19 protein-coding genes and 4 pseudogenes are annotated in these 22471 nt (G+C 55.7%); 15 read left to right on the top strand and 8 right to left on the bottom strand.

Features of this window, described 5'->3' with window-relative positions; genetic code table 11:
* Nucleotide 1: 1 nt before the first annotated feature.
* The 4 genes from ettA to B4967_RS13320 all read right to left on the bottom strand — a co-directional run bounded on the left by ettA (nucleotide 2) and on the right by B4967_RS13320 (nucleotide 4176).
* The gene (gene ettA / locus B4967_RS13335; RefSeq protein ID WP_083025714.1) at nucleotides 2-1663 is read right to left on the bottom strand and encodes an energy-dependent translational throttle protein EttA; all 1662 of its coding nucleotides are present in this window, start codon (nucleotides 1661-1663) and stop codon (nucleotides 2-4) included.
* Nucleotides 1664-1862: 199 nt separating this feature from the next.
* Nucleotides 1863-2075 (bottom strand): PA3496 family putative envelope integrity protein, encoded by a 213-nt coding sequence (locus B4967_RS13330; RefSeq protein WP_044628513.1) that lies wholly within the window; start codon nucleotides 2073-2075, stop codon nucleotides 1863-1865.
* Between the two features lie 127 nt (nucleotides 2076-2202).
* Nucleotides 2203-2676, bottom strand: coding sequence for a PAS domain S-box protein (locus tag B4967_RS13325; protein WP_083025713.1), 474 nt, complete (start codon nucleotides 2674-2676; stop codon nucleotides 2203-2205).
* 186 nt (nucleotides 2677-2862) lie between these two features.
* Complete coding sequence (locus B4967_RS13320) at nucleotides 2863-4176, bottom strand: MFS transporter (RefSeq protein ID WP_083025711.1); 1314 nt, start codon at nucleotides 4174-4176, stop codon at nucleotides 2863-2865.
* Between the two features lie 157 nt (nucleotides 4177-4333).
* On the opposite strand from B4967_RS13320, the gene B4967_RS13315 reads away from it, so the two are divergent.
* The gene (locus B4967_RS13315; RefSeq protein WP_083025710.1) at nucleotides 4334-4603 is read left to right on the top strand and encodes an Rdx family protein; all 270 of its coding nucleotides are present in this window, start codon (nucleotides 4334-4336) and stop codon (nucleotides 4601-4603) included.
* Nucleotides 4600-5461, top strand: a pseudogene (locus tag B4967_RS13310) (DMT family transporter); the annotation flags it as partial. The gene B4967_RS13315 and the pseudogene B4967_RS13310, both read left to right, overlap by 4 nt.
* A gap of 231 nt (nucleotides 5462-5692) precedes the next feature.
* Here the strand turns inward: B4967_RS13310 and B4967_RS13305 are convergent.
* The 3 genes and pseudogenes from B4967_RS13305 to B4967_RS13295 form a co-directional block, all read right to left on the bottom strand.
* Nucleotides 5693-5995: an addiction module antidote protein gene (locus B4967_RS13305; protein ID WP_083025790.1), complete on the bottom strand. Its 303-nt coding sequence runs from the start codon at nucleotides 5993-5995 to the stop codon at nucleotides 5693-5695.
* Nucleotides 5992-6216, bottom strand: coding sequence for a type II toxin-antitoxin system RelE/ParE family toxin (locus B4967_RS13300; protein ID WP_479694234.1), 225 nt, complete (start codon nucleotides 6214-6216; stop codon nucleotides 5992-5994). The genes B4967_RS13305 and B4967_RS13300 overlap by 4 nt, the downstream gene beginning before the upstream one ends.
* 154 nt (nucleotides 6217-6370) lie before the next feature.
* Nucleotides 6371-7058 (bottom strand): annotated as a pseudogene (locus B4967_RS13295) (arylesterase).
* On the opposite strand from B4967_RS13295, the gene B4967_RS13290 reads away from it, so the two are divergent.
* From B4967_RS13290 to B4967_RS19655, 13 genes and pseudogenes are all read left to right on the top strand, one after another.
* The gene (locus tag B4967_RS13290) at nucleotides 7057-7872 is read left to right on the top strand and encodes an ABC transporter ATP-binding protein (RefSeq protein ID WP_083025708.1); all 816 of its coding nucleotides are present in this window, start codon (nucleotides 7057-7059) and stop codon (nucleotides 7870-7872) included. The pseudogene B4967_RS13295 and the gene B4967_RS13290 overlap by 2 nt on opposite strands.
* A pseudogene (locus B4967_RS13285) lies at nucleotides 7865-10430 on the top strand (ABC transporter permease). The gene B4967_RS13290 and the pseudogene B4967_RS13285 overlap by 8 nt, the downstream one beginning before the upstream one ends.
* A 353-nt stretch (nucleotides 10431-10783) precedes the next feature.
* Nucleotides 10784-11401 carry a DUF6036 family nucleotidyltransferase gene (locus tag B4967_RS13280; RefSeq protein WP_044630553.1) on the top strand — a complete coding sequence of 206 codons (618 nt, stop codon included), beginning with the start codon at nucleotides 10784-10786 and terminating at the stop codon, nucleotides 11399-11401.
* A gap of 2 nt (nucleotides 11402-11403) precedes the next feature.
* Nucleotides 11404-11832: a hypothetical protein gene (locus tag B4967_RS13275; protein WP_044630554.1), complete on the top strand. Its 429-nt coding sequence runs from the start codon at nucleotides 11404-11406 to the stop codon at nucleotides 11830-11832.
* A gap of 458 nt (nucleotides 11833-12290) precedes the next feature.
* On the top strand, nucleotides 12291-13358 hold the full coding sequence (locus tag B4967_RS13270) for a hypothetical protein (RefSeq protein ID WP_083025706.1): 1068 nt from the start codon (nucleotides 12291-12293) through the stop codon (nucleotides 13356-13358).
* A gap of 28 nt (nucleotides 13359-13386) precedes the next feature.
* Nucleotides 13387-13683, top strand: coding sequence for a hypothetical protein (locus tag B4967_RS13265; RefSeq protein WP_083025705.1), 297 nt, complete (start codon nucleotides 13387-13389; stop codon nucleotides 13681-13683).
* A gap of 155 nt (nucleotides 13684-13838) precedes the next feature.
* Nucleotides 13839-15102, top strand: a pseudogene (gene glyA, locus B4967_RS13260) (serine hydroxymethyltransferase).
* Nucleotides 15103-15348: 246 nt separating this feature from the next.
* On the top strand, nucleotides 15349-17103 hold the full coding sequence (locus B4967_RS13255) for a type I secretion system permease/ATPase (protein WP_083025703.1): 1755 nt from the start codon (nucleotides 15349-15351) through the stop codon (nucleotides 17101-17103).
* 1 nt (nucleotide 17104) lies between these two features.
* Entirely contained in the window at nucleotides 17105-18484 is a 1380-nt protein-coding gene (locus tag B4967_RS13250; protein WP_083025702.1) for an HlyD family type I secretion periplasmic adaptor subunit, read from the top strand.
* Nucleotides 18485-18588: 104 nt separating this feature from the next.
* Entirely contained in the window at nucleotides 18589-19194 is a 606-nt protein-coding gene (locus B4967_RS19665) for a TolC family protein (protein ID WP_243470586.1), read from the top strand.
* Nucleotides 19195-19282: 88 nt separating this feature from the next.
* Entirely contained in the window at nucleotides 19283-19948 is a 666-nt protein-coding gene (locus B4967_RS19660; RefSeq protein WP_243470585.1) for a TolC family protein, read from the top strand.
* Between the two features lie 53 nt (nucleotides 19949-20001).
* A complete protein-coding gene (locus B4967_RS13240; RefSeq protein ID WP_243470584.1) occupies nucleotides 20002-21048 on the top strand; it encodes a sugar transferase in 1047 nt (348 codons plus the stop codon).
* Between the two features lie 46 nt (nucleotides 21049-21094).
* Nucleotides 21095-21334: a sugar transferase gene (locus tag B4967_RS19655; protein ID WP_243470583.1), complete on the top strand. Its 240-nt coding sequence runs from the start codon at nucleotides 21095-21097 to the stop codon at nucleotides 21332-21334.
* A gap of 69 nt (nucleotides 21335-21403) precedes the next feature.
* Here the strand turns inward: B4967_RS19655 and B4967_RS13235 are convergent.
* The coding region (locus B4967_RS13235) for an acyltransferase family protein (protein WP_083025700.1) at nucleotides 21404-22471 on the bottom strand (1068 nt) is incomplete at its 5' end.

The raw sequence follows: 22471 nt of genomic DNA, 5'->3' as shown, positions 1-22471 counted from the left end.
ATTAGGCGTCGATGCGCTTGTACTTCATGCGCTTTGGCGTGTCATTACCGACGCGTTTCTTGTGATCTTCTTCGTATTCGGTGTAGTTACCGTCGAAGAACACCACTTCTGAATCGCCTTCAAACGCCAGAATATGCGTGGCGATACGGTCCAGGAACCAGCGGTCGTGAGAGATCACCATGGCACAGCCAGGGAAGGCGAGCAGGGCTTCTTCCAGGGCACGCAGGGTTTCGATATCCAGGTCGTTATAGGGCTCGTCCAACAGCAGCACGTTAGCCCCTTGTTTCAGGGTTTGTGCAAGCTGAAGGCGGCCACGCTCACCACCGGAAAGCTCATCCAGGCGCTTCTGCTGGTCGTTGCCTTTGAAGTTAAAGCGACCAACGTAGGCCCGCGAAGAAACTTCATAGCCATTGATGTTGAGAATATCCTGGCCATCGGACACTGCTTCCCAGACAGTTTGCTTGTCGTCTAGGGCGTCACGCAGCTGCTCAACGTAGGCGATATCAACGGTTTCGCCAATTACCACTTCGCCAGCATCCGGCTGCTCTTTGCCCGTTACCAGCTTAAACAGCGTCGATTTACCGGCACCGTTACCGCCCACAATGCCAACAATCGCCCCTTGGGGAATGGTAAAGGAGAGATCCTGGTAGAGCAGTTTGTCGTCAAAACGCTTGGTAACGTTGTGGAACTCGATCACTTTGTCACCCAGGCGCGGGCCAGGCGGAATGTAGATCTCGTTGGTCTCATTACGCTTCTGGAAATCGCCAGACTGCATCTCTTCAAAGCGGTTAAGACGCGCTTTGCTCTTCGCTTGGCGGCCTTTAGCGTTGCTGCGCACCCACTCAAGCTCTTGTTTGATGGCTTTCTGACGAGACGCTTCCTGTTTGGCTTCTTGGGTCAGGCGCTGCTCTTTCTGCTCAAGCCACTGGGAGTAGTTGCCTTCAAACGGAATGCCTTGGCCGCGGTCCAGCTCAAGAATCCAGCCCGCGACGTTATCCAAGAAGTAACGGTCGTGGGTAATCGCAACGACAGTGCCGTTGTAGTCGTGCAGGAAGCGCTCTAGCCCCGCCACGGATTCAGCATCCAGGTGGTTGGTGGGCTCGTCCAGCAGTAGCATGTCCGGGCTTGAGAGCAGCAGGCGGCAAAGCGCCACACGACGACGCTCACCACCAGAAAGGTTGCCTACTTTGGCATCCCACGGCGGAAGGCGCAGCGCTTCTGCGGCTACTTCCAGCTTACGCTCAAGGTTGTGGGCATCGGCAGCTTCAATGATGTTCTCAAGCCGTGCCTGCTCGCTGGCCAGGGCGTCAAAGTCGGCATCGGGTTCGGCGTAGGCGGCGTATACCGCGTCTAGCTTTTCCTGCGCCTCTTTGATGGCACCTAAGGCCTCTTCGACGGTATCCCGAACGTTTTTCTCGTCGTCCAGCTGCGGCTCCTGGGGCAGGTAGCCCACGTTGATGCCGGGCATCGGACGAGCTTCACCTTCAAACTCTTTATCGACACCGGCCATAATGCGCAGCAGCGTGGATTTACCGGCACCGTTTAAGCCCAGTACGCCGATCTTGGCGCCAGGGAAGAACGAGAGCGAGATATCCTTGAGAATTTGCTTTTTGGGCGGCACTACTTTGCCAACCCGATTCATGGTGAATACGTATTGCGCCATGGAAATCCGTTAGGTTGTGGTAAAAGCGAGACCAGCAAATCTGCTGGCTTGGTGCACAGATGATAGTGCCCAGCGCGGCTAAAGGCCAGCAAAGCAGTGGGGCAAGCGTAGAGTGGTCAAGCCGCAAAGATAAGGGGCACTCATTTGGGTGCCCCTCGGGTATGTCCACCTTGAAAACGCTTAACAGATTGGCAAGGCGCTACTCTTCTTCGTCCCAGTCATCTTCAATCGCGCGCTGTAAGCGACGCTCTTCAAGCCACGCTTCTACCTGACGGCGAGCGCGCAGGGTATCCGCTTTACTGGGTTTGCTTTTACCGTAGTGATCGTCGTTGACTGCATCCAAGTTATCAAACTCGTCAGCATCAAGCCCATCGTTGGTGTAGGTTTCACGATTTAAGGGGTCACGGCTCATGGTATGCCCTCCAACCCAAGCCGGCGCACCGGCATCACAACGGCTCCTTACCCAACAGAAGCAAAGTAAGAAGCGCCTAACGCTAAACAAGCGCCTAGCCGCTATATAACGCCACTTGGATTGAAGTTCAAGCCCTATCTTTGTTTTTATGATGACAAATGTTTATTTGGCGTTTTCCTGCTTGATTTTTTAGCGCTGCCAGTGCCAATTGGGCCTCAACTCGTTCGGTCACATCTTTCTGAACACCGATGTAGTACATCAAGTTGTCGGCTTCGTCATAAACTGGCGTAATTGACAGCTCATTCCAGAACATAGTGCCGTCTTTACGGTAGTTACGCAGCACTTCCCGCGAGGGGCGGCCATCCTGTAACGCTTCGCGAATCGACGATAGCGCATCCTGGTCGCGGTCTTCGTTTTGCAGAAAACGGCAGTCGCGATACAGAATTTCATCCGCACTGTAGCCCGTTAAGCGCTCAAAGCCCTTATTCACGTAAATCAGGATGTTTTCGTCACCTTCCTGCTCCGCAACGACGATGCCATCTTCAGAAGCGTCAATAATGCGCTCAAGTAACTCCGGGTTGATCAAGGGAGATCGTTTCATCAATGGATTCCTGTTGCTTTCGTTCTTTCGTAGCCGTGGCGCTGTTCATCAACGCGGGGCTCTCTTACTGCAGGACGATGCGGAATTTCACACCACCGAATAGAGGTAGAATAGCAAAAAAACAGCTCTCTACCGCCAACTGCTGCCCATCATGGCGAGCGTTGCGGTGCTTTGCAATCAACAACGCTATTCGGCTTCCGGTAATCGCTGTGCGCTGAGCATGGCACCTAAGGCCGTGAGCGCCAATACCACCAGTAGCATGGCACTCCCCAGCCATTGCGCTAACGCGCCAATAATACCCCCGACAACCAGCATCAATACGCCCGTAAGCGTATTGGAAAGCGCTACGTAAAGGGCGCGATTGTCTTGGCTGGCAATATCCACCAAATAGGTTTTGCGACCCAGGCGAACACCGTGATGCACAATCACCAACAGTGCATAAATAGCGGCATAGGGTAAAACGCTCTGCGTCCAGTTGCCCGGCAGCCAAGCCAGGGACGCGCCCAAGAGGCAGCACAACACCGTACCCACGGCAGCGTCGCGCATGACCCGGCGGCTGGACTGATCCGCGCGTTTTCCCCATATCGGGCTTGCCACCATAGCGGCTAGGCCGGATACCACCACTAAAATGCCTAGGCCGCCCAGCTCGGTTCCGCTCTGCTGCTGGCCGAGTAGCGCTAAGTAGGGCAGCGCCAGTGCGCTTGAAAGTAGCAGGGCCCTAGCGACATTGAAGTGTAAAAACGTGCGGTCTTCACGCAGTAGAGATAGCCCCAGCTTAATGCTATCCCAGGCGTTTTCGCCGCCTTCGATGGAACCTGGCACCTCTTTAAGGCGGGCTGCGCTCAGCGCATTGAGTAACCAGCCAGCGGCCGCCACGCCCAAAAGTATGGCCAATGCCAAATTGCCGGGGCGGTCACCAAGCCATATCAATACGCCGCCGGCAACCAGCGTTGCACCACCCGCGACGCTGCCGCTCCAGCCCATCAAAGTGCCGCGGCGCCGCTTGGCGATGGTTTTGCCGAGCACGTCCTTGGTAGCAATGGAGGAGAGCCCCCGTGCCAAGGAGAGCATGACCAACGCGGCCAACACCAGCGAGCCACCGATAGCCCCGCTGCCCATCAGGGCCAGCAACGCCAAAGCGAGAGCCGCCACTGCCTGCAGTGCAGCCCCCGCCACCCACACCCACTTGCGCTGGGGTTTTAGACGAATAAAGCCAGCCACAAACAGCTGGGGGAGGAGGGCGCCTGCTTCACGAATCGGTACTAATAACCCCACCATCCATACCGGAGCGCCGATAATACCCAGCAGCCAGGGCAGCACTAAGCGGGCGCTCGACAGCTCATCCGCTAACTTATTGCCTAACGAAGCGAAAAGGTGCAGGAAAAAGTTGTGCGGCTGCTCTTGGCAGGCATTGTCAGGTATATCGTCGCACATACGGCTATCGTCATCGACTGTCAGCCACTCGTATAACTGCGTCTGTGAAACATCCGGTTGAGCCATGTCGGTTCCTTGGCGATTGCTAATTTAAGATGACAGAATGCCTACTTAGGATGCCACACTGTATTTTAAAACCTGTATTTAAAAAGCCCTGTGTTCCAAAAGCCTGTGCTGTAAAAACCTGCGTTTCAAAGGAACGGATAGATAAGGACTCAAAAAGATGACCCGCATTCACATTCGCTACTGTACCCAATGCCAGTGGCTGTTGCGTAGCGCCTGGTATGCCCAAGAACCTCTCTCCACGTTTGGCGAGCAGCTAACAGAGGTCGCGCTCTCCCCCTCCCACGGCGGTACGTTTGAGATCTGGTGTGGCGACACGCTGCTATGGGAGCGCAAGCGCGATGGTGGCTTTCCCGACATCAAAACACTCAAGCAGCAAGTGCATGACCAGATCGACCCTGCCCGCGACCTGGGGCATATCGACCGATGACCCAAGACCGACAGGCGATGCTGTATGGATTGGGCGCTGTAGCACTGTGGTCGACCGTTGCCACCGCCTTCAAGGTAGCCCTTGCATGGATGAGCCCCCTGGAGCTGATGTGGATAGCGGCGCTGGTTTCCTGGCTGTTGATGGGCGCACTGGTCATCAAACAGGGCAATATGCCGCTACCGCTGCGCCAAGGCTGGCGAACAGCGCTCTGGGCCGGGCTAATGAACCCCGTGGCGTACTATCTGGTGCTATTTGCCGCCTATGACCGGCTGCCGGGTCAAGAGGCCATGGCGCTGACCTACACCTGGGCGCTTGCCATGGCGTTTCTGGCGGTGCGGTTACTGGGGCACCGCTTAACCCGCCTGGATGTGGCGGCGGGGTTGGTGGCCTATAGCGGCGTTTGGGTAATTGCTACGCGGGGCAATGTCTTCAATGTCGCGTTTGAAGACCCCTTGGGCGTGCTGCTGGCGCTCTCATCAACCCTATTGTGGGCACTCTACTGGCTGCTCAACGCGCGGGATCAACGACAACCCCTGGTAGGCCAGTGGCAAAATTTTAGCGTTGGGTTACCGGTGCTAACCATATTGTTACTGCTTGGCCCAGGCTTGCAGTGGCATGGTTGGCCAGCGATAGGCGCAGGCGTTTATGTCGGCCTGTTTGAAATGGGCGTTGCCTTTGTACTCTGGCAAATGGCCGTACAAAAAGTGTCCCGCACGGCTAAAGTCTCTAACCTGATCTTTCCTATCCCCGCCGGTATCGCTGCTGCTGCTCTACCTTGTGGTTGGCGAGCCAATGCTCCCCTCCACGCTGGTCGGATTAGTGCTTATTTTATGCGGGCTGGAATACAGCAGCTGCCAGGTAAACGAGAAAAGCGCGCAGCCAAAAGATGGATTGAATCGTCAACCTACGACCTCTTTGTGTAATAACGCTGTGCTATTAGGCATTAATGATGTACGTGGACCGCGGGAAGCCACCGTGCCCAACGCCAACCGCCGCAAGCTGCCTATTGGCATCCAAACGTTTTCAGATATTCGGGAAGGAAATTATTACGGCAGAGCGCTTGGTCAGATCAAACACAAAGGCAATGTTTTATGCTGTTGGTTCTTCTTGGTGTGGCTTCGCCGTCAAGTCCATACCCAGTGCACGCATGACGGCCAACATTGTCTTCAGCGTTGGGTTGCCTTGCTCGCTGAACGAACGATAGAGCTGCTCACGGGAGAGGCCGGTTTCGCGAGCAAGCTCTGTCATTCCTTTAGCGCGCGCTACGATACCCATCGCTTTAGCAACATAAGTGGCATCTCCGGTTTCCAGCGCATCAGCGAGAAAGAGCGCGATGGCTTCATCGTTCTCTAAGGCTGCTGCTGGGTCATAGTCGTAAATCTTATCGCTCATGATTCCTCCCATTCTGCTGCCAGACGCTGCGCTGTATCGATATCGTTTTGCTGTGTGCTTTTATCGCCACCACACAACAGGATGACAAGCTCATTACCGCGTTGTTTAAAATAGACACGATATCCTGGGCCATGATGAATACGCAGTTTACTGATGCCTTGGCCAACGGGTTTTACATCGCCAGCTAATCCGTTGGCCAGCCTGAAAATATGGGCGGCAATTTGGCGCGCGAATCGCTGAGCTTACGTTCCCATCGCCGGTAAATGTCAGTCTGTTTAATAGCAAGCATGAAAACATAGAAGTTCTTAGACTACATGCGTGCAAGGCATGAAAAAATGGCGTTGCTCAGCGAGTCAGTGCCGTACGCAAAGTACGCTACTGAGAAGAAGCCTGGTACGTCTCTTCCAACATGGGCTCAAGCGCTGGCCACACGTTATCCAATATAATCGGCTGGGCCTCGGCGGTAGGGTGAATACCATCGCTTTGCATCAGTTGTTTATTAAGCGCGATGTCTTCCAGCAGGAAAGGCACTAACGAGAGATCGTACTCCTCCGCTAGGGAGTGATAGACCCCAGTGAAAGCATCGCGGTAGGCTTGGCCGTAGTTTGGTGGAACTATCGATACCCAGCAGCAGTACCTCAGCATCGGCTTGTTGGCTCTGCTCAATCATGGTGGCTAGATTGGCGCGCATTTGGGCAGGTGGTAAACCGCGTAAGCCATCGTTGCCGCCAAGTTCTAAAAGAACGATATCTGGCTGCTGCTGTCCGATAATATCGGCAAATCGCTGGGCGCCGCCTGAGGTGGTTTCCCCGCTGATGCTGGCATTTACCACCTGCGCGTCGTCTTCCAGGCGCTCCGCGAGCAGCGTTACCCAACTCTGATCCTGCTCAATGCCGTAGGCAGCGCTTAAGCTATCGCCCATTATTAGCAGTGTAGGTGGCTCTTCGGCGTAAAGGGGCGCAGTGCTTATTAAAGCGACCAGCGCAAAAGCGCACGAAAATCTAAGGCGAGCCGTGACTCGATCAGCCAGTTTTTGAATTGCTAAAGGGAATCCACGCTTCATGTCCTACTCCTCTGACCCTACGTCCAATATGCCCACCGAAGACGCTCGCACGCGTCAGCCCTCCACCGACACACCACAGGCCAAGAAGGTTCCCCACGAAGCAGCCAGTCAGCCAGTGCTAAAGGCGGAAAAGCTTGCCAAGCGAGTGATCAGTGGTGAGCGCACTCTCACCATCTTACACGACCTTTCCCTAAGCGTGGCGGCAGGAGAAAGCGTGGCGATCCTGGGTAAAAGCGGGGCGGGGAAATCAACGCTATTAGGCCTGCTGGCAGGGTTGGACACCCCCAGCGATGGCGAGCTAACGCTTTTCGGCCACGCGTTAAGCCGCCTGGATGAGGATGGCCGCGCGGCGTTGCGGGCGGGGCGAGTGGGGTTCGTGTTCCCAAACTTTCAGCTGCTGCCGACCCTCAGCGCGCTGGAAAACGTGCTGCTGCCGCTAGAGCTTTCGCCCCGCGCCGGAGAAACCCGTACTGCCCAGCAGTGGTTGGAGCGTGTAGGGCTTGGCGAGCGCACTTCCCACCAGCCCAAACAGCTCTCTGGCGGTGAACAGCAGCGGGTCGCCATTGCGCGTGCCTTCGTGACGGACCCTGAGCTGGTGTTTGCCGCTGAGCCGACTGGCAACCTGGACCCGGATACCGGCGCGCAGATCATCGACCTGCTTTTCACGCTGAATAAAGAAGCGGGCACAACGCTGATTCTCGTCACCCACGACCACGCCTTAGCGCGCCGCTGCGACCGCTGCCTGCGCCTGACCAACGGCCAGCTCGTCCCGTTCGAGCCAGCCCCAGCCAACAGCGGGGAAGGCGATGAGTGATATTAATTGGCGTTTGGCTGCTCGGAGCTTAAAGCGCGACCTGCGCGCGGCGGTTGTGCGGGCGCTGTTCGTCGCGCTGGTACTGGCGGTGGCCGCTTCAACCATGATTGCCTTCTTTCTTGATAGGTTAGAGCGTGGCCTTGAGCGCCAAGCCGGGCAGATGCTGGGTGGCGATTTAGTGCTCGAACAGCGCGACCCTTTCCCAGAAGAGCTGCGCAATACGCTAGAGCAGGCAAGTTTTAAGCTGAGCGATCAGGTGGACTTGGTCTCCATGATCAGCCAGGGGGAGCGCTTCCAGCCCGCCAGCCTCAAAGCGGTGGATGACGTGTACCCGCATTACGGTGTATCTCACGTAGATAGGGGCAACGGCGTCGAGCAAATCGCCTCTGGCCCACCTGCAGGCGAAGCCTGGGCAGACCCACGGTTAGCCGAGCTGATTGAGATAGAGATTGGCGACCGCGTGCAGGTGGGGCAAACGGAGCTGACCATTAGCGGGATTATCGAGCGCGAAGCGGACCAGTCCGCAGGTTTTGGTAACTTCAACCCGCGTTTGATGCTCAATACCGCTGACCTTGAAGCCACCGGCTTAGTACAGCCAGGGTTCGCGCATTGAATTTGAACTTCTGGCCGCCGGGCCGCCCGCCGCGTTAGATCAGGTGCAAGGCTTGTTGGCACAGCTAAGGCGCGACGGCGTAGAAGTACGTGATGTGCGGGTAGACCGCCCGCAGCTTGGTAATGCCCTGCAACGTGCGGAAAGCTACTTAGGCCTTGCCGGGTTAGCAGCGGTGCTGTTGGCTGGGGTGGCGGTTGCTATGTCGCCCCGCCGCTACGTAGAGCGTCACCTGGATACCGCTGCGCTGCTGCGCTGCTTTGGGGCCAGCCAGTATCAGCTTGTGACGATTTTCAGCCTGCAACTCATTGGGCTGGCGTTAATGGCCTCCCTCATTGGCGCGCTGCTGGGCTTGGTAGGCCAAGCAGTGCTGCTGTGGCTATTGACGAGCTTTCTGCCCATGACGCTGCCACCCCCTGGCATTATGCCGCTATGGCTCGGTATCTTCACCGCGCTGGCGGTGCTGGTGGGGTTTGCAGGCCCAACGCTGCTGCGTATCAAGCAGGTGAGCGCGCTGAAAGTCCTGCGCCGAGAGCTGGACCCGCTGCCGCCCGCCGCTTGGCTGGTGGTGGGGGTGGCCCGCATCGGATTTGGCGGCCTGCTGTGGCTCTATTCAGGCAGCTTCCCTCTAGCCTTGGCGCTTCTGGTGGGTGGCTCGGCTTTACTGGCGCTGCTGTGGGGCGTGAGTTCTTTATTGCTGAATGGTTTGCTTCGCGCTGTGCAGCGCCTTAAGGGCGGCAGCGAGTGGGTTCAGGCATTTCGCTTGGGCGGGCGGCAGTTGGCCCGCCGCAAGCAGGCGGGGCTTGGCCAACTGCTGGCATTTTCGGTTACGTTTTTTGCTATGGCGATGATCGTCCTGGTGCGTGGGGATCTGCTCACTACTTGGCAAGATCAACTACCAGAAGACACCCCCAACTACTTTGCCATCAACATTCAGCCCGGCGAGCGGGATGCGTTCGAGCAAGCGGTGGCACCTCGAGTCGATACCCAAAGCACTCTTTATCCCATGGTGCGTGGGCGTATTACTGAGATTAACGGACAAGCGCCCAGAGATGCGGTGCCCGCCGATGCTCGAGGCGACAACTCGCTGCGCCGTGAACTTAACCTGACGTGGCAATCCGAACTGCCCGAAGGCAACCAAGTGGTGGCAGGGCAGTGGTTTACGCCCGCCAGTGAGCCAAAAGGCTGGATGAGCGAAGTGGACGCGACGCCTTCGAGCGACTCAGAAACTGTCCCCATTTCGGTAGAAGATGGTTTGGCTGAGCGTCTAGGTTTGGGATTGGGAGACGAAATCACATTCGCCGTGGGCAGCGACAGCATCACCACCCGTATTGAAAGCCTGCGCAGCCTGAATTGGGACAGCTTTAACCCGAACTTCTTCGTGATCTTCCCGCCCGGCGTGCTGGAATCGTTCGGCCATAGCTTCATCACCGCTTTCCATCTGCCAGACGAAGAGCAGGGCTTGGTGCGCGAGCTGGTCAGCGACTTCCCCGGCGTTTCGCTGCTCAACGTGGATGCCATCCTAGGGCAGGTGCGCGATGTATTGACCCAAGTGACTCGCGCAGTAGAACTCGTGCTTATCCTGGTGCTGTTGGCGGGCGTGAGTGTGCTCTACGCCGCGCTTACCGCCAGCCGCCCGGTGCGCGCCCACGAGAGTGGCCTGCTGCGGGTATTTGGTGCTGGCAACCGGATGATCTCCCGCGTGCAAGGGGCCGAATATGCCTTGCTCGGGTTTGCCAGCGGCCTACTAGGGGCAGTCCTGGCGGAACTGGCTACTGCTGCGCTCTACCTCTACTGGCTCGACTTAACCCCGCGCCTACATATCGGCCTATGGCTAACGCTACCCATCGGCGGCGCGCTGCTGATAGGTATCATCGGCCACGCGCTCTCCTACAGCCTGCGTAGACAAGCCCCAGCCGCCAGTTTAGGGCTGCTAGGCGAAGCTTAATCTACAGCCATAAAAACTCCCTCCTACAGCAGTTTATCGGGGCATTGCCGAAGGCAGGTGTAGGAGGGGCACCTGATTAGGCGATGAAGCAACCGTCGTAGGGGCCAATTGATTAGGCGATGAAGACACGAGTGTGAGGCCAATTTATTGGGGGACGGCGGCACCAGCCGCCCTTAGCCTGCCGAGGCCCCAGTGCCTTCATCATCGCGAGCTAAAGCTCCCATTTCCCACAGCAGTTTATCTCTACAGTCAGCCATATTAGCCAAAGCACTTGCTGGCAGCTATTCACAGTTTCGTCTGCTTAGCGGCGAGCCAATTAGAGGTAACTTTTTCTTGTATATTTAGGAGAGATTATGCCGATTGCGCCAGGTAATTACCCAATCATCGAGCCCAACACACCACTTGGGCGCGCGCTAGTTGAGTTTTTTGATGTGCTCGTGCCTGTCTATGGGAGCGGAGAAAAGGGGGTCTTCCAGGCTATTGTATTCGGTGGCTGTGCGGTTCATATCCACACACAAGCTCGAGGCAGTGCCGATATTGACGCTGAGGTAGCATCACATGGATTGGCTAAGAAGTCTGATATTATCGCCCTTCTGGGCGAAGATGCCTATGTGTTTACCGATGATGCAGGAGTTGTGCAAATATTGGAGCTAGATATCAGCTTTAACACGACATTAGCTCCATTGCATGAAGATTATGAAGATCGTGTCATTCGGTTGATGATCCAAAGTCATGCCCCTAACGTTGAAGTCTATGTCGCGAGTGCGCTAGATGTGGCAATCTCAAAGCTTGGTCGTTTTGGCGAACGCGACCAAAATGATATTCAAACATTGCTGCAACTCCCCTATGTTGATATCGAAGAATTCGAACGGTTAGCTCGGGAAGCGATCAGTTACTATGTTGGCGATGAAACTCGTATTTTAGGTAATCTGAAAATGATGCTGGATGAGTATCATCATAGCGAGGGTTAAAGATGCAGTTTTCCGTCACGCATAAGCAGCTATATCGGGTGGGGGCTCGTCCCCTTGAGAGTGCTGTTGAGGATATCAAAAAGCTGGCTGATTCCATCTGGTATAAAGGGTATCGGCCTACTTGGAGAGAGCTCGAAACCCTCGCTACTGCTATGCCTCATGAGCAGTTCCAACGTTCGCTCTGTGTTCTTGAAATGCTGAGCCAATATCCTGTTTGTCACCGTGATACTGCGCTAGATTTACAGCAGATGACTCAGCGGTACCATCAGCAGTTGTTAGGAAAAGATGAGGTTTTAACACCGGGCCGATATTCTCCTAGCAAAAGATGGGGGCTAAGTGATACCACCGTATCGCTTCGAAAAGCCCTGCTACCTTTGCAAACACGTACTTATGCTGACAAACACAGCCGCTTCCACGGGCTTAGCGCCTGAAAGATAAGAAAGCCCTTGCAGGGTCCCATTGCCCACCGTCTCAATCATCGCGAGCGGAAGCTCCCTCCTACAACAAGCCTGATCGATTCCCGAGTAATGAGCCCCCACCGTGGGAGGCTAATTTATTGGGCGACGGCGGCGCCATTGCCTTCATCATCGCGAGCTAAAGCTCCCTCCTACAGCAAGCCTGATCGATTCCCGAGTAATGTGCCCCCACCGTGAGGCCAATTTATTGGGGGACGGCGGCACCAGCCGCCCTTAGCCTGCCGAGGCACCAGTGTATGCATCATTGCGAGCTAAAGCTCCATCCCACCGTAGTTTATCGCTAAAGACTGGCATGCCCGCTCCCTCCTGCAGCAGTTTCTCGCCATAACTACATCACCAATCCACCCTCTTCTTGATATGGCGGTGGTGTGGCTTGGTGATATGCTGAAGGTATCACTTAAGGGGGGCAGGGTATGCGGACGCGTTGCTTAGTGAAGTTAAGCGTTACGGGGCTATCGCTCTGGTTTGTCTCAGCGGCGGCGAATGCGTCGGTTCAGCAGTTAGAGGCAGATCTGCAAGCAAGGCTGGCAGGCGATGGCGCTAGCATGGCCATTGGGCAGCTAGTGGAAGAAGCCAACAGTTACGTGGCGGAAGATGTCGCGATTACCTACGCCAACGGCGATTTACTTTCCATCGCCCGTTACCGTGTGGAAGGCAATTACGCCGCTCCTAATTCGATTACGCTGGATGGCCTCAGTATCAGCGAAGTAGGCATGAACACCCCCGTGTTCAGCGTGGGCGAACTGGTGCTGATGGAACCAGAGGCCGCCGTGCCCGCAGTGGAAACTTTCAAGGCAGAGGGCAGCGTACTCAAGGCGTTAAACGCGCGCGATATCACCTTCCGGTTAGAAGGCAGCATGGCCGAAGAACTGGCGGCAGAGCTGGATAGCAAAGCGCTCGCTGGCTACCTCTCTATTGACTCCCTCGATCTAGAAGCAGTGAGCAGCGCCGCCGTGGGCTTGATGGCAATGCAAGGCATCAGCGGTGAGCTAAACGACCTAGAAACAGGCATCTCTGCCACCTTGGCCCTGGCGGATATGCGCCTTGAGGCGTTAGAAGGGCTCGACCACCCAGGGGAAGAGCGCCTGGAGCATGGCGAGCTAAACGGCTTCAGCCTGATAGGCGAGGAGTGGAGCGTACTGCTGGAAAACGCCTGGGTAAAAGGCAACAGCTATATAGGAGAGGCTGGTTTCAGCGGTGCCGAGTTTGATCTTGGCGAGTTAATCCACCTCGTTCCGCCCGCCGAGCGTGAAGAGCTGCAGGCCATCAATCGTGTGCTAACAGGCGGCACCGGGCGGCTAAGCGCTGAAGGCCAAAGCCAATCGCAATGGCGTGAAGAGGGTGGCCGCCACCGTCTCACGTCGGAAGGGTTTTTAAATCTAAGCGGGGCGGGTAGCCTTGAGTTTTCAATGGATCTCCCGGTTAGCCTGCCCAAAAGGCGCTACGCTCGAACAGGCCACGCAAAACCCCGCACTGTTTGAAGCCGCCACCTTGCATGGTGGTAACGTCGTGGTGGCCTACGCTGATGAAGGCATGTTGCCGCGCATTGCAACGGAAATGGCCGCCCAAGAGGGGATCAGCGAAGAGCAGGCGATATCTGAAGCCTGGGCTCAGGCCCGGCAGCTGGGGCCGCTGCTTGGTCCACAAGTAACGAAGTTAATGGTAGGCATGGTAGATATTATGGCAGGCAAAGCCCAGTCATTGACCGTTAATGTGGCGCTGCCCGATCCGTTTATGCTTAACCAATTCATACTCAACCCCATGAGCAGCAGCGAGCGGCTCACCTTCACCTTTGAGCTGAAATAGCGTGGTTGTCCAGTCGGTCAGGTTTTTGATCCGGCTGGCAACATGAAACATGCTCATGCACCACCTGACGCGGATGCGATGAAAGTCGCGTCAGGCTGCGGTATGATAGCCGCCTCGCTTCTCCATGATGATCCTTTCGAACGAGGTTCCCGCCGATGTTCAGCCGCGATATGACAATTGCCGGATTCGATGATGCGCTGTTTGACGCGATGCAAAAAGAAGTTGCACGCCAAGAAGCCCACATCGAACTGATTGCTTCTGAAAACTACGCCAGCCCCCGCGTACTAGAAGCGCAAGGCAGCCAGCTGACCAACAAATACGCCGAAGGCTACCCAGGCAAGCGCTACTACGGCGGCTGTGAATTTGTCGATATCGCTGAAAACTTGGCCATCGACTACGCCAAGCAGCTGTTCGGCGCGACCTATGTCAACGTGCAGCCGCACTCTGGCTCCCAAGCCAACAGCGCTGTTTCCAAGCGCTGGTTACACCGGGCGACACCATTCTCGGTATGAGCCTGGACGCGGGCGGCCACCTGACCCACGGTGCCAAGCCCAACTTCTCCGGCAAGCACTACAACGCCATTCAGTACGGCCTGAACGAGCAAGGCCTGATCGACTACGACCAAGTCGCTTCCCTGGCCCGTGAACACAAGCCGAAAATGATCATCGCCGGTTTCTCTGCCTACTCACAAATCGTGGACTGGGCAAAATTCCGTGAAATCGCCGACGAAGTAGGCGCTTACTTACTGGTGGATATGGCCCACGTATCCGGTCTAGTGGCTGCTGGCGTTTACCCCAGCCCGCTGCCCCACGCCCCACGTGGTCAGTCCACGACGCACAAAACCCTGCGCGGCCCGCGTAGCGGCGTGATTCTCTCGGCCGAGAACAACCCGGATATCGAGAAGAAGCTGCAGTCGGCAGTCTTCCCCGGTGGCCAGGGCGGCCCGCTGATGCACGTCATTGCCGCCAAAGCGATCTGCTTCAAAGAAGCCATGGAACCCGAGTTCAAAACCTACCAACAGCAGGTAGTGAAGAACGCGCAAGCAATGGCGAAGGTATTCATTGACCGTGGTTACGACATCGTCTCCGGCGGCACTGAAGACCACCTGTTCCTGCTGTCTCTGATCAAGCAGGGCGTGACTGGTAAAGATGCGGATGCCGCCCTTGGCCGTGCCCACATCACCGTCAATAAAAACGCCGTACCGAACGACCCGCAAAGCCCGTTCGTTACCTCTGGCCTGCGTATCGGCACCCCAGCGTCACCACGCGCGGTTTCGGTGAAGAGGAGTGTACGCAGCTGGCAGGCTGGATTTGCGATATCCTCGACGTACTGGCCAAAGGCGAAGACACCAGCAGCGTCGAAGCCCAAGTGCTCGATAAAGTCGCTGAAGTTTGTGGCCGCTTCCCGGTTTACAAATAAGCTACTTGTCAGTAAGTTCGTGTTAAGGCTCTCTCACAGTCTCTCCTAGGCTACGGAAAGCCCAAGAAACGGGCACCCTCAAACAGGGTGCCCGTTTTTTGTATCACCAAGGCAACATGCAGGCTAGCGCTGTTGGAGAGCAGTGCAGGGCGAGCAACCCTACCCCCAGGAAGGGCATTTCTGTTATGCTGCCGCGATTAGTTTTACCTGCACTTGACGCCTTTTCGATTCAACGGTGACCCCTTCATGGCAAAGCAACAGGAAGCAACGGATCTGCAGCGCGCGCTAAAAGCCTGCAAAGGTTCGTTTGTATCGGTCGGTTTTTTCAGTATGTTTGTTAACTTACTGATGTTAGTACCGCCGATGTACATGCTCCAAGTGTACGACCGCGTACTCACTACCCAAAGTTTCGACACCCTGCTCATGCTCACTTTGGTAGTGGTGTTCCTGTTTATGATTATGGGCGGGCTAGAGCTGGTACGCTCGCGGATGCTGGTGCGGGTAGGCAACCGGCTAGATACCGCCATTAACGAGCGCCTTTACAGTGCCATGTTCCGCCGCAGTTTGGTCGCACAAGGCAGCCAAAGTGCCCAACCGTTGAACGATCTAACCAGCCTACGCCAGTTTCTGACCGGCAACGGCCTGTTTGCCTTTTTTGATGCCCCCTGGGTGCCGGTTTACCTGGGCGTACTGTTTCTATTCCACCCCTGGCTGGGCGTGTTTGCCACCTGCGCGGGGGTCATCTTGCTAGCGCTGGCCATTGCCAACGAAAAGGCCACCAAAAAGCTCCTCGCAGACGCCAACAGCGAGCATATTCAAGCTCAGAATCTAGCTAACTCAAACCTGCGCAACGCCGAAGTGCTGCACGCCATGGGCATGTTGCCCGGCATTATGGGGCGCTGGTCGAAAAAGCATCACGAGTTTCTATCCAAGCAGTCCCAAGCCAGCGACCGTGCCGGTGCGTTAACCAACACCTCCAAAATACTCCGCCTGATGTTTCAATCGCTCATCCTGGGCTTAGGGGCACTGCTGGTGTTAAGAGGCGAAATGACCCCCGGTATGATGATCGCAGGCTCGATCCTGATGGGGCGGGCGCTGGCGCCTATTGATCAAATGATTGGCGGCTGGAAAGGCTTTGTTGGCGCCCGTGGCTCCTACGAGCGCCTAAACGAACTGCTCACCCAAATCCCCAGCGAGCAGCGCAAAATGTCGCTACCCGCGCCTAAAGGTGAAGTAGCCCTGGAAGGCGTAGCCGCAGCACCCCCCGGTGCCCGCATGGCGACCATTCGCGGTATTAACTTCTCCGTACCTAAAGGTGAACACGTCGGCATTATCGGCCCAAGTGCGGCTGGTAAATCGACTCTGGCGCGGGTGCTGTTAGGTATCTGGCCCTCGCAAGTGGGCGATGTACGCTTAGATGGCGGTGTTATTACCCAGTACAACCGCGATGAAATTGGCCCCTACATCGGCTACCTGCCCCAGGATATCGAGCTGTTCGACGGCACGATTAGTGAAAATATCGCCCGCTTTGGCGAGATAGACCCACAGAAAGTGGTTGATGCCGCCAAGAAAGCGGGCGTCCATGAAATGATTCTGGAGCTGTCGAACGGCTACCATACCATCATTTCCTCCACCAGTGGCGCGCTATCCGGCGGCCAGCGCCAGCGTGTTGGGCTTCCTCGTGCGCTTTACGGCAACCCGGTGCTGATCGTACTGGACGAACCCAACGCCAACCTGGATGACGCAGGCGAGCGCGCTCTGGCACAAACCATTGCCCAGCTAAAAGCGGAAGGCACCACGCTATTTGTGATTAGCCACCGCACCAGCGTACTGAAAAGTATGGATAAACTATTGGTAATGAAAGAAGGCCAGGTCAGCATGTTTGGCCCCCGCGACCAAGTGCTAGCCCAATTTGCCAAAAAGCCACGCTCTCAAGTTAGCCAGCAGAATTCAGCACGGCTTTCAGCGATTCCCGGCGGTCGCGGAGGCGAGGAGAAGTAACATGAGCAACGACCAACGCAACCTACCCGCGAACCAAGAAATAGACGTTCCCCCCAACGGCCCCGCCACGATTGATGGTGAAGCCTCAGAAAAGCTACCCACCAGCGACAAAGGCTACCGCAGGCTAGGGTATGGCATCCTGCTGTTTGCCCTGGGCGGTTTTGTTCTGTGGTCAATAACGGCCTCGCTAGCGATTGCCGTGGTAGCGCCTGGCAGTGTCTCTATTGAATCCTTCAAGCGCACCGTACAGCACCTTGAAGGTGGCATTGTGCGCGAACTGCCGGTAGAAGACGGCGATAAAGTGCAAGCAGGCGACACACTGCTTGTATTAAGCGATACCCAGGCGCGCTCACAGCTGGAAATTGCCCGCTCGCAATACCTGATCAACCGTGCCATGGAAGCCCGCCTGCTTGCCGAGCAGGAAGGGGCAGAAATGATGGTGATACCTGAAGATATCAAAGACGCCGACAACCCCCGCGTGCAGCAGGTGATTGCCGTACAGCAAAGCCTGTTCACGGCGCGTCGCCAATCGCTGATCAGCACGCTGGAATCCCTGGATGAGCAGATCATCCAGATGCAGGAACAAATCGACGGGCTAGAGCAGCGCATTTCGGTGAATACTCAGCGTATCTCCTCGCTGCGCTCGGAAGCAGAAGACTTCCGCTCGCTCTACCGTGAAGGCCTGGGCGACAACCAGCGCCTACGCGAGCTAGAGCGCCAAGTGTTGCAGTACGAAGGCGACAACGCCGAATTCCGCGCCAACATCGCCCAGCTGCGTTCGCAAATCAGCGAAAACCGCATGCAGAAAGAGATTCAGCAGCAAGAGTTCCAGAAAGAAGTGGGCGAACAGCTGCGGGAAGCTCAGGCGCAAATAGCCCAAGCCGAAGAGCAAATCGTCTCGCTGAGCGACCAAGTAGAGCGCACCGTGATTACCGCCCCGGTATCCGGCACCGTGGTAGGCCGCCAAGTGCATACGGTAGGCGCAGTCATTCGCGGTGGCGATACCATTATGGATGTGGTGCCCTCTAACGACGGCTTTGTGGTGGAAGCCCGCATTCCCACCCGTGATATCGACAACATCTACATCGGCCAGTTTGCCGAGATCCGCTTTAGCGCCTTCAACCAGCGGCTGACCGATGTCATTGACGGCGAAGTAATCCACGTCAGTGCCGACAGCTTTGAAGATGAAGCCACCGGCGAGCGCTACTACGGTGCGCGGGTTCGCGTGACCGAAGAGGGCTACACGCAAATGAACGAACACATGCAACTGCTCTCGGGTATGCCGGCTGAAGTGATGATCCGCACCGGTGAACGCACCTTCGCCAGCTACATCGCCAAGCCGATCACCGATATGCTGGCACGCGCCCTACGGGAGGACTAATGACACGGACGCTAACACGCCTCACTCCGTTGGCACTGGCTATCGGCATGCTCGCGGCACCTTAGGCCCACGCCCAGCAAGACCCGCCCGCAGGCAACGAGGCCATGGCAGAGCTAGCCGCCCTAGAGCAAAACAGCGAGCTGCCCGCAGTGCTACCCTCGCTGCCTGGGCTGTTTGCCCGGGCGCTAGAGAACGACGCCGACCTCTCTCGCCATCGCTATGAGCTAGCCGCCACGCGGGAAGAAGTCCCTATGGCGCGCTCGCAGCTGCTGCCGCAAGTCAGCGCCACCGGCGGCTACCTATGGCAAGACTCCACCAATCTTCAAACCTCACCGGATGATTTTGGCCTCGACCAGCCTGCCCAGCGCCCAGGTGAGATAAATGAAGAGTATTGGCAGCTGCAGCTACAGCAGCCGCTGTTCAGCCTAGAGCGCTGGCGCGGTATGGATGTCGCTAACGCCCAGGTAGATGCGGCAGAACTCCAGCTTGCGGTGGTGGAGCGTGATCTCGCCCTGCAAGTAAGCGAAGCCTACATACAAGCGTATCTCGCCTCCCAGCGTTTGGGGTTGTTGGAATCCCAGCAGGAGTCGTTAGAGCTGCAGGTGCGCCAAGCACAGCGTGCCTATGATTTAGGCGTAGGCGACCGTATTAACCTGTTGGAAGCCCAATCGCGCCTAGACCAAGCAATATCGGATGCCGTACTGGCGTGAATGAGCTGATAACGCCCTAAACACTCTGGAACGGCTAACCGGCACGCTGCCCGAGTTTCGTGGCCTAGCGGTAGGGGAGCTATCAGAAGTGACCCTGCAAAACGAATGGGGCAGCCAGGATGACTGGATCGCCCGCTCCGGCCAAAATTTAGACGTGTTGCTTGCTCGCCAAGAGCAGCGTATTTCTGAAGCCGATGCTGGCACCCGCCGGGCAGGCTACTACCCAGAGCTAAACCTCAACCTAAGCTACTCCGACCGCCAAAGTGACGATGAGCTAAGGGAGAGCGAAGACTACCGCGCCAGCGTAGAAATGAGCGTGCCCATTTACCGGGGCGGCTACACCACCGCCAACGTGCGCCAGGGCGAACGACGCATTGATGCCACCCAGGCAGCGTTTGATAACCAGCGTAATTTAGCCGTGCAGGAAGTGCGCCAGCGGCTACGCTCATTAAACGGCCACGTACGCCGTATAGAAGCGCTGAAGCAAGCGATTGCTTCGAGCGAGCTGTTTTTGGAAGCTGCCGAACGTGGCGAACAGCTTGGCCTGCGCGATTTAGTAGACGCACTGGATGCCCGCGCAAGCCTGTTTGACCAACGCATACAGTACGTAGACACCATTGGCGAGTATGCCCTGGATAGCCTGGCACTGCAGTCCGCAGTGGGTGAATTAAGCAGCGCAGATTTACAGGCAGTGATGGCGCTACTCATTTCGTTAACGGATACCACGGCCATAGCCGCAAACCGCTCAGGTTAAACGCCATGTCTACAAGGCGAGGGACGCACAGTAGCGAATGGCTTAAGCGTGGCATGCGATGCTTTGACGCGGCTATTGCCGTCATTATATCCATGATAGCGCTGTGGTTAATGCCAAATGTGATGGTCGATGGCGATGATTACCTGCTTCTCATCGTCATTGGTAGCTTGCTATTACCCGCCGTGGGCGAACTGTTAGGCCTTTACCAGCCCTGGCGCGGGCGAAGTCTCTACACCATGCTGGGCGTTTACTCGCTCAGCTGGATGGCCACGATTGCACTGATCAGCCTGTTACTAGTGGCCACCCACACTACCCAAAGCTTTGCTCGCCTATGGATGGGAACCGCTGCGCTGTGTGTGCTAAGTGCCGGGATGGCAACCCGCTCTGCGCTTTATGTGTACCTGCGCCGTTTGCGCGCACGCGGTGCCAACATAAAACGTGTGCTGCTGATTGGCCATAGCAGCAACATAAAGCGCTTGGAAAACCGTCTGCAAGAGATGTCCTATGCCGGGTATAAAATCAAAGAAGCGTTCGTTGATGACAACAGCGACAACTTTATAGAGTCCATTGCCGCCTTAACGGCGCGTTGCGCTTTTAAGCGCGATTTTGACGAAATTTGGCTCAGCTACCCGCTAAGCGATGGCGAAAAAATTCGTCGGCTATCGGCTAACCTTATTGGCATACCGGTTAGCGTGCGTTACTTCCCCGACCTAACCGATATCCGGCTGTTGAACCACCGCATGGCCCAGGTGGTTGGCCTTTACTCCTTAGAGCTAAATTACAGCCCGTTGGATAGCACGCCGCTACGCCTAGTAAAAACCGTAGAAGACCGTATCTTAGGCTTACTGATTTTTGTCGCTTTTATACCGGTCATGCTGCTCATGGCAGGGTTAATAAAGTGGAAGATGGGCGGCCCCGTACTGTTTAAGCAGTACCGCCACGGCATTGATGGCAAGCGTTTTCGGATTTATAAGGTCCGCACCATGAGCATTCATCATGCCAAGCACACGCAGCAAGCCTGCTATGGCGACCCGCGTATTACCCCGCTGGGTGCCTTTTTACGCCGTACCAGCCTAGATGAGCTGCCCCAAGCTATATAACGTACTGCAAGGGCGCATGTCGCTTGTGGGGCCACGGCCACACGCCATGGACCACAACGAATACTACAAAGACGTTATTGAAGACTACATGCAGCGCCACCGAGTAAAACCCGGCATGACCGGCTGGGCGCAAGTGCACGGGTGGCGAGGCAATACCGAACAGCTGCAGGATATGAAAAAGCGGGTAGAGTACGATCTTTACTACATTGATAACTGGTCGCTGGGGCTGGATTTAAAAATTCTCATCATGACCCTAGCAAAAGGCTTTATTAACCAAAAGCCCTAACGCACGGCGCATAAAAACGGCTTCCACCCAGGGAAGCCTTATCCACTTACGCTTTATCCACTTTGAACGTCAGCTGCCTGGACGTGGCCTTGGTAAGCCCCCAAACCTTTCGGCCACAATCGCCAGCGCCATACAGCCAAGCAGGTAAGCCGAAAAGTACCCGGCTTGTAAAAATAGGTCGCTCTGATTGTTGATTGTAAACCCAGCAGCGCGTTTCACAGTGGTGAAGAGATGCACAAAGCAAATGTGCGTCAAAAATAGTGTAAATGAGTATTTGCTAAATTTTAGTAGCAGCTTAGCGCCCCAGGTATCCTTGATAAACAGAAAGCCGCTGATAATAAACGGAATAAAGCTAAGCGTTAGGGCACCAATAACAAGACGATACTTAAAGTAAGCAAACATCGACGGTTTTACCGCCACAATCAGTACGCAAATACAAAGCGTTATGAAAATGTAGAATTTCAGGCTGAGCAAGGTCGTAAAGTTGCTGGGTTTAGGAATGCTCCACTGCCGCTGTGAAAAGAAATAGCCTACCGTATAAAACAGCAGCATGTCCGAGCGGTATAAAACCCCCACCTTAGTGTCGAGAATCGAGGCATAAATACCAATGCTGGTGAAGTTAATATGTAGCAATACTAATATAAAGAGAGCAAATAAGTAGGGTCTTTTGACAATGAAATGAATGAGCGGTGTGAACAGAGAAATGATAAATAGGTCTCTCAGAAAATAGAGAGGCGGATTGATAGGCAGCCGGTTGTAACCCAAAATGGCGCTAATCAGATCCCCCATGCTTTGGGAGGCAGCAGCCACGTTGCCCAAATTTACCCCGGTCGAGAGCAGCGTAACGTGCAGTGTCAGAAATAGAGCAATATTAAAAACGAAAAAAGGCAGGAGTAGCGCATTTGTCTTTTTAACAACAAAGTCTTTGTAGCTGTATTTTTTAAACGAGTGGTACGCCAAGTAGCCGGAAATAATAGTTAATAAAGGCACCGCACCACGGGCAATGACATCTTTCAGATAAACGCTAAAGAGCGTCTGGGTGGTGCCCAGTGTGGTGGTCTCGGCGCTAAATCCAGCGATATAGGGAATGTGCACTAAACATACGAAGAGTATTACCTGAATCCGTGAAGCCGGCGC

The organism is Vreelandella lionensis (assembly GCF_002087295.1).
In the GTDB taxonomy this organism is placed as follows: Bacteria; Pseudomonadota; Gammaproteobacteria; order Pseudomonadales; family Halomonadaceae; genus Vreelandella; species Vreelandella lionensis.
Note: the sequence above shows the minus strand (reverse complement) of the source record. Positions and strands in the feature narration are given on the sequence as shown.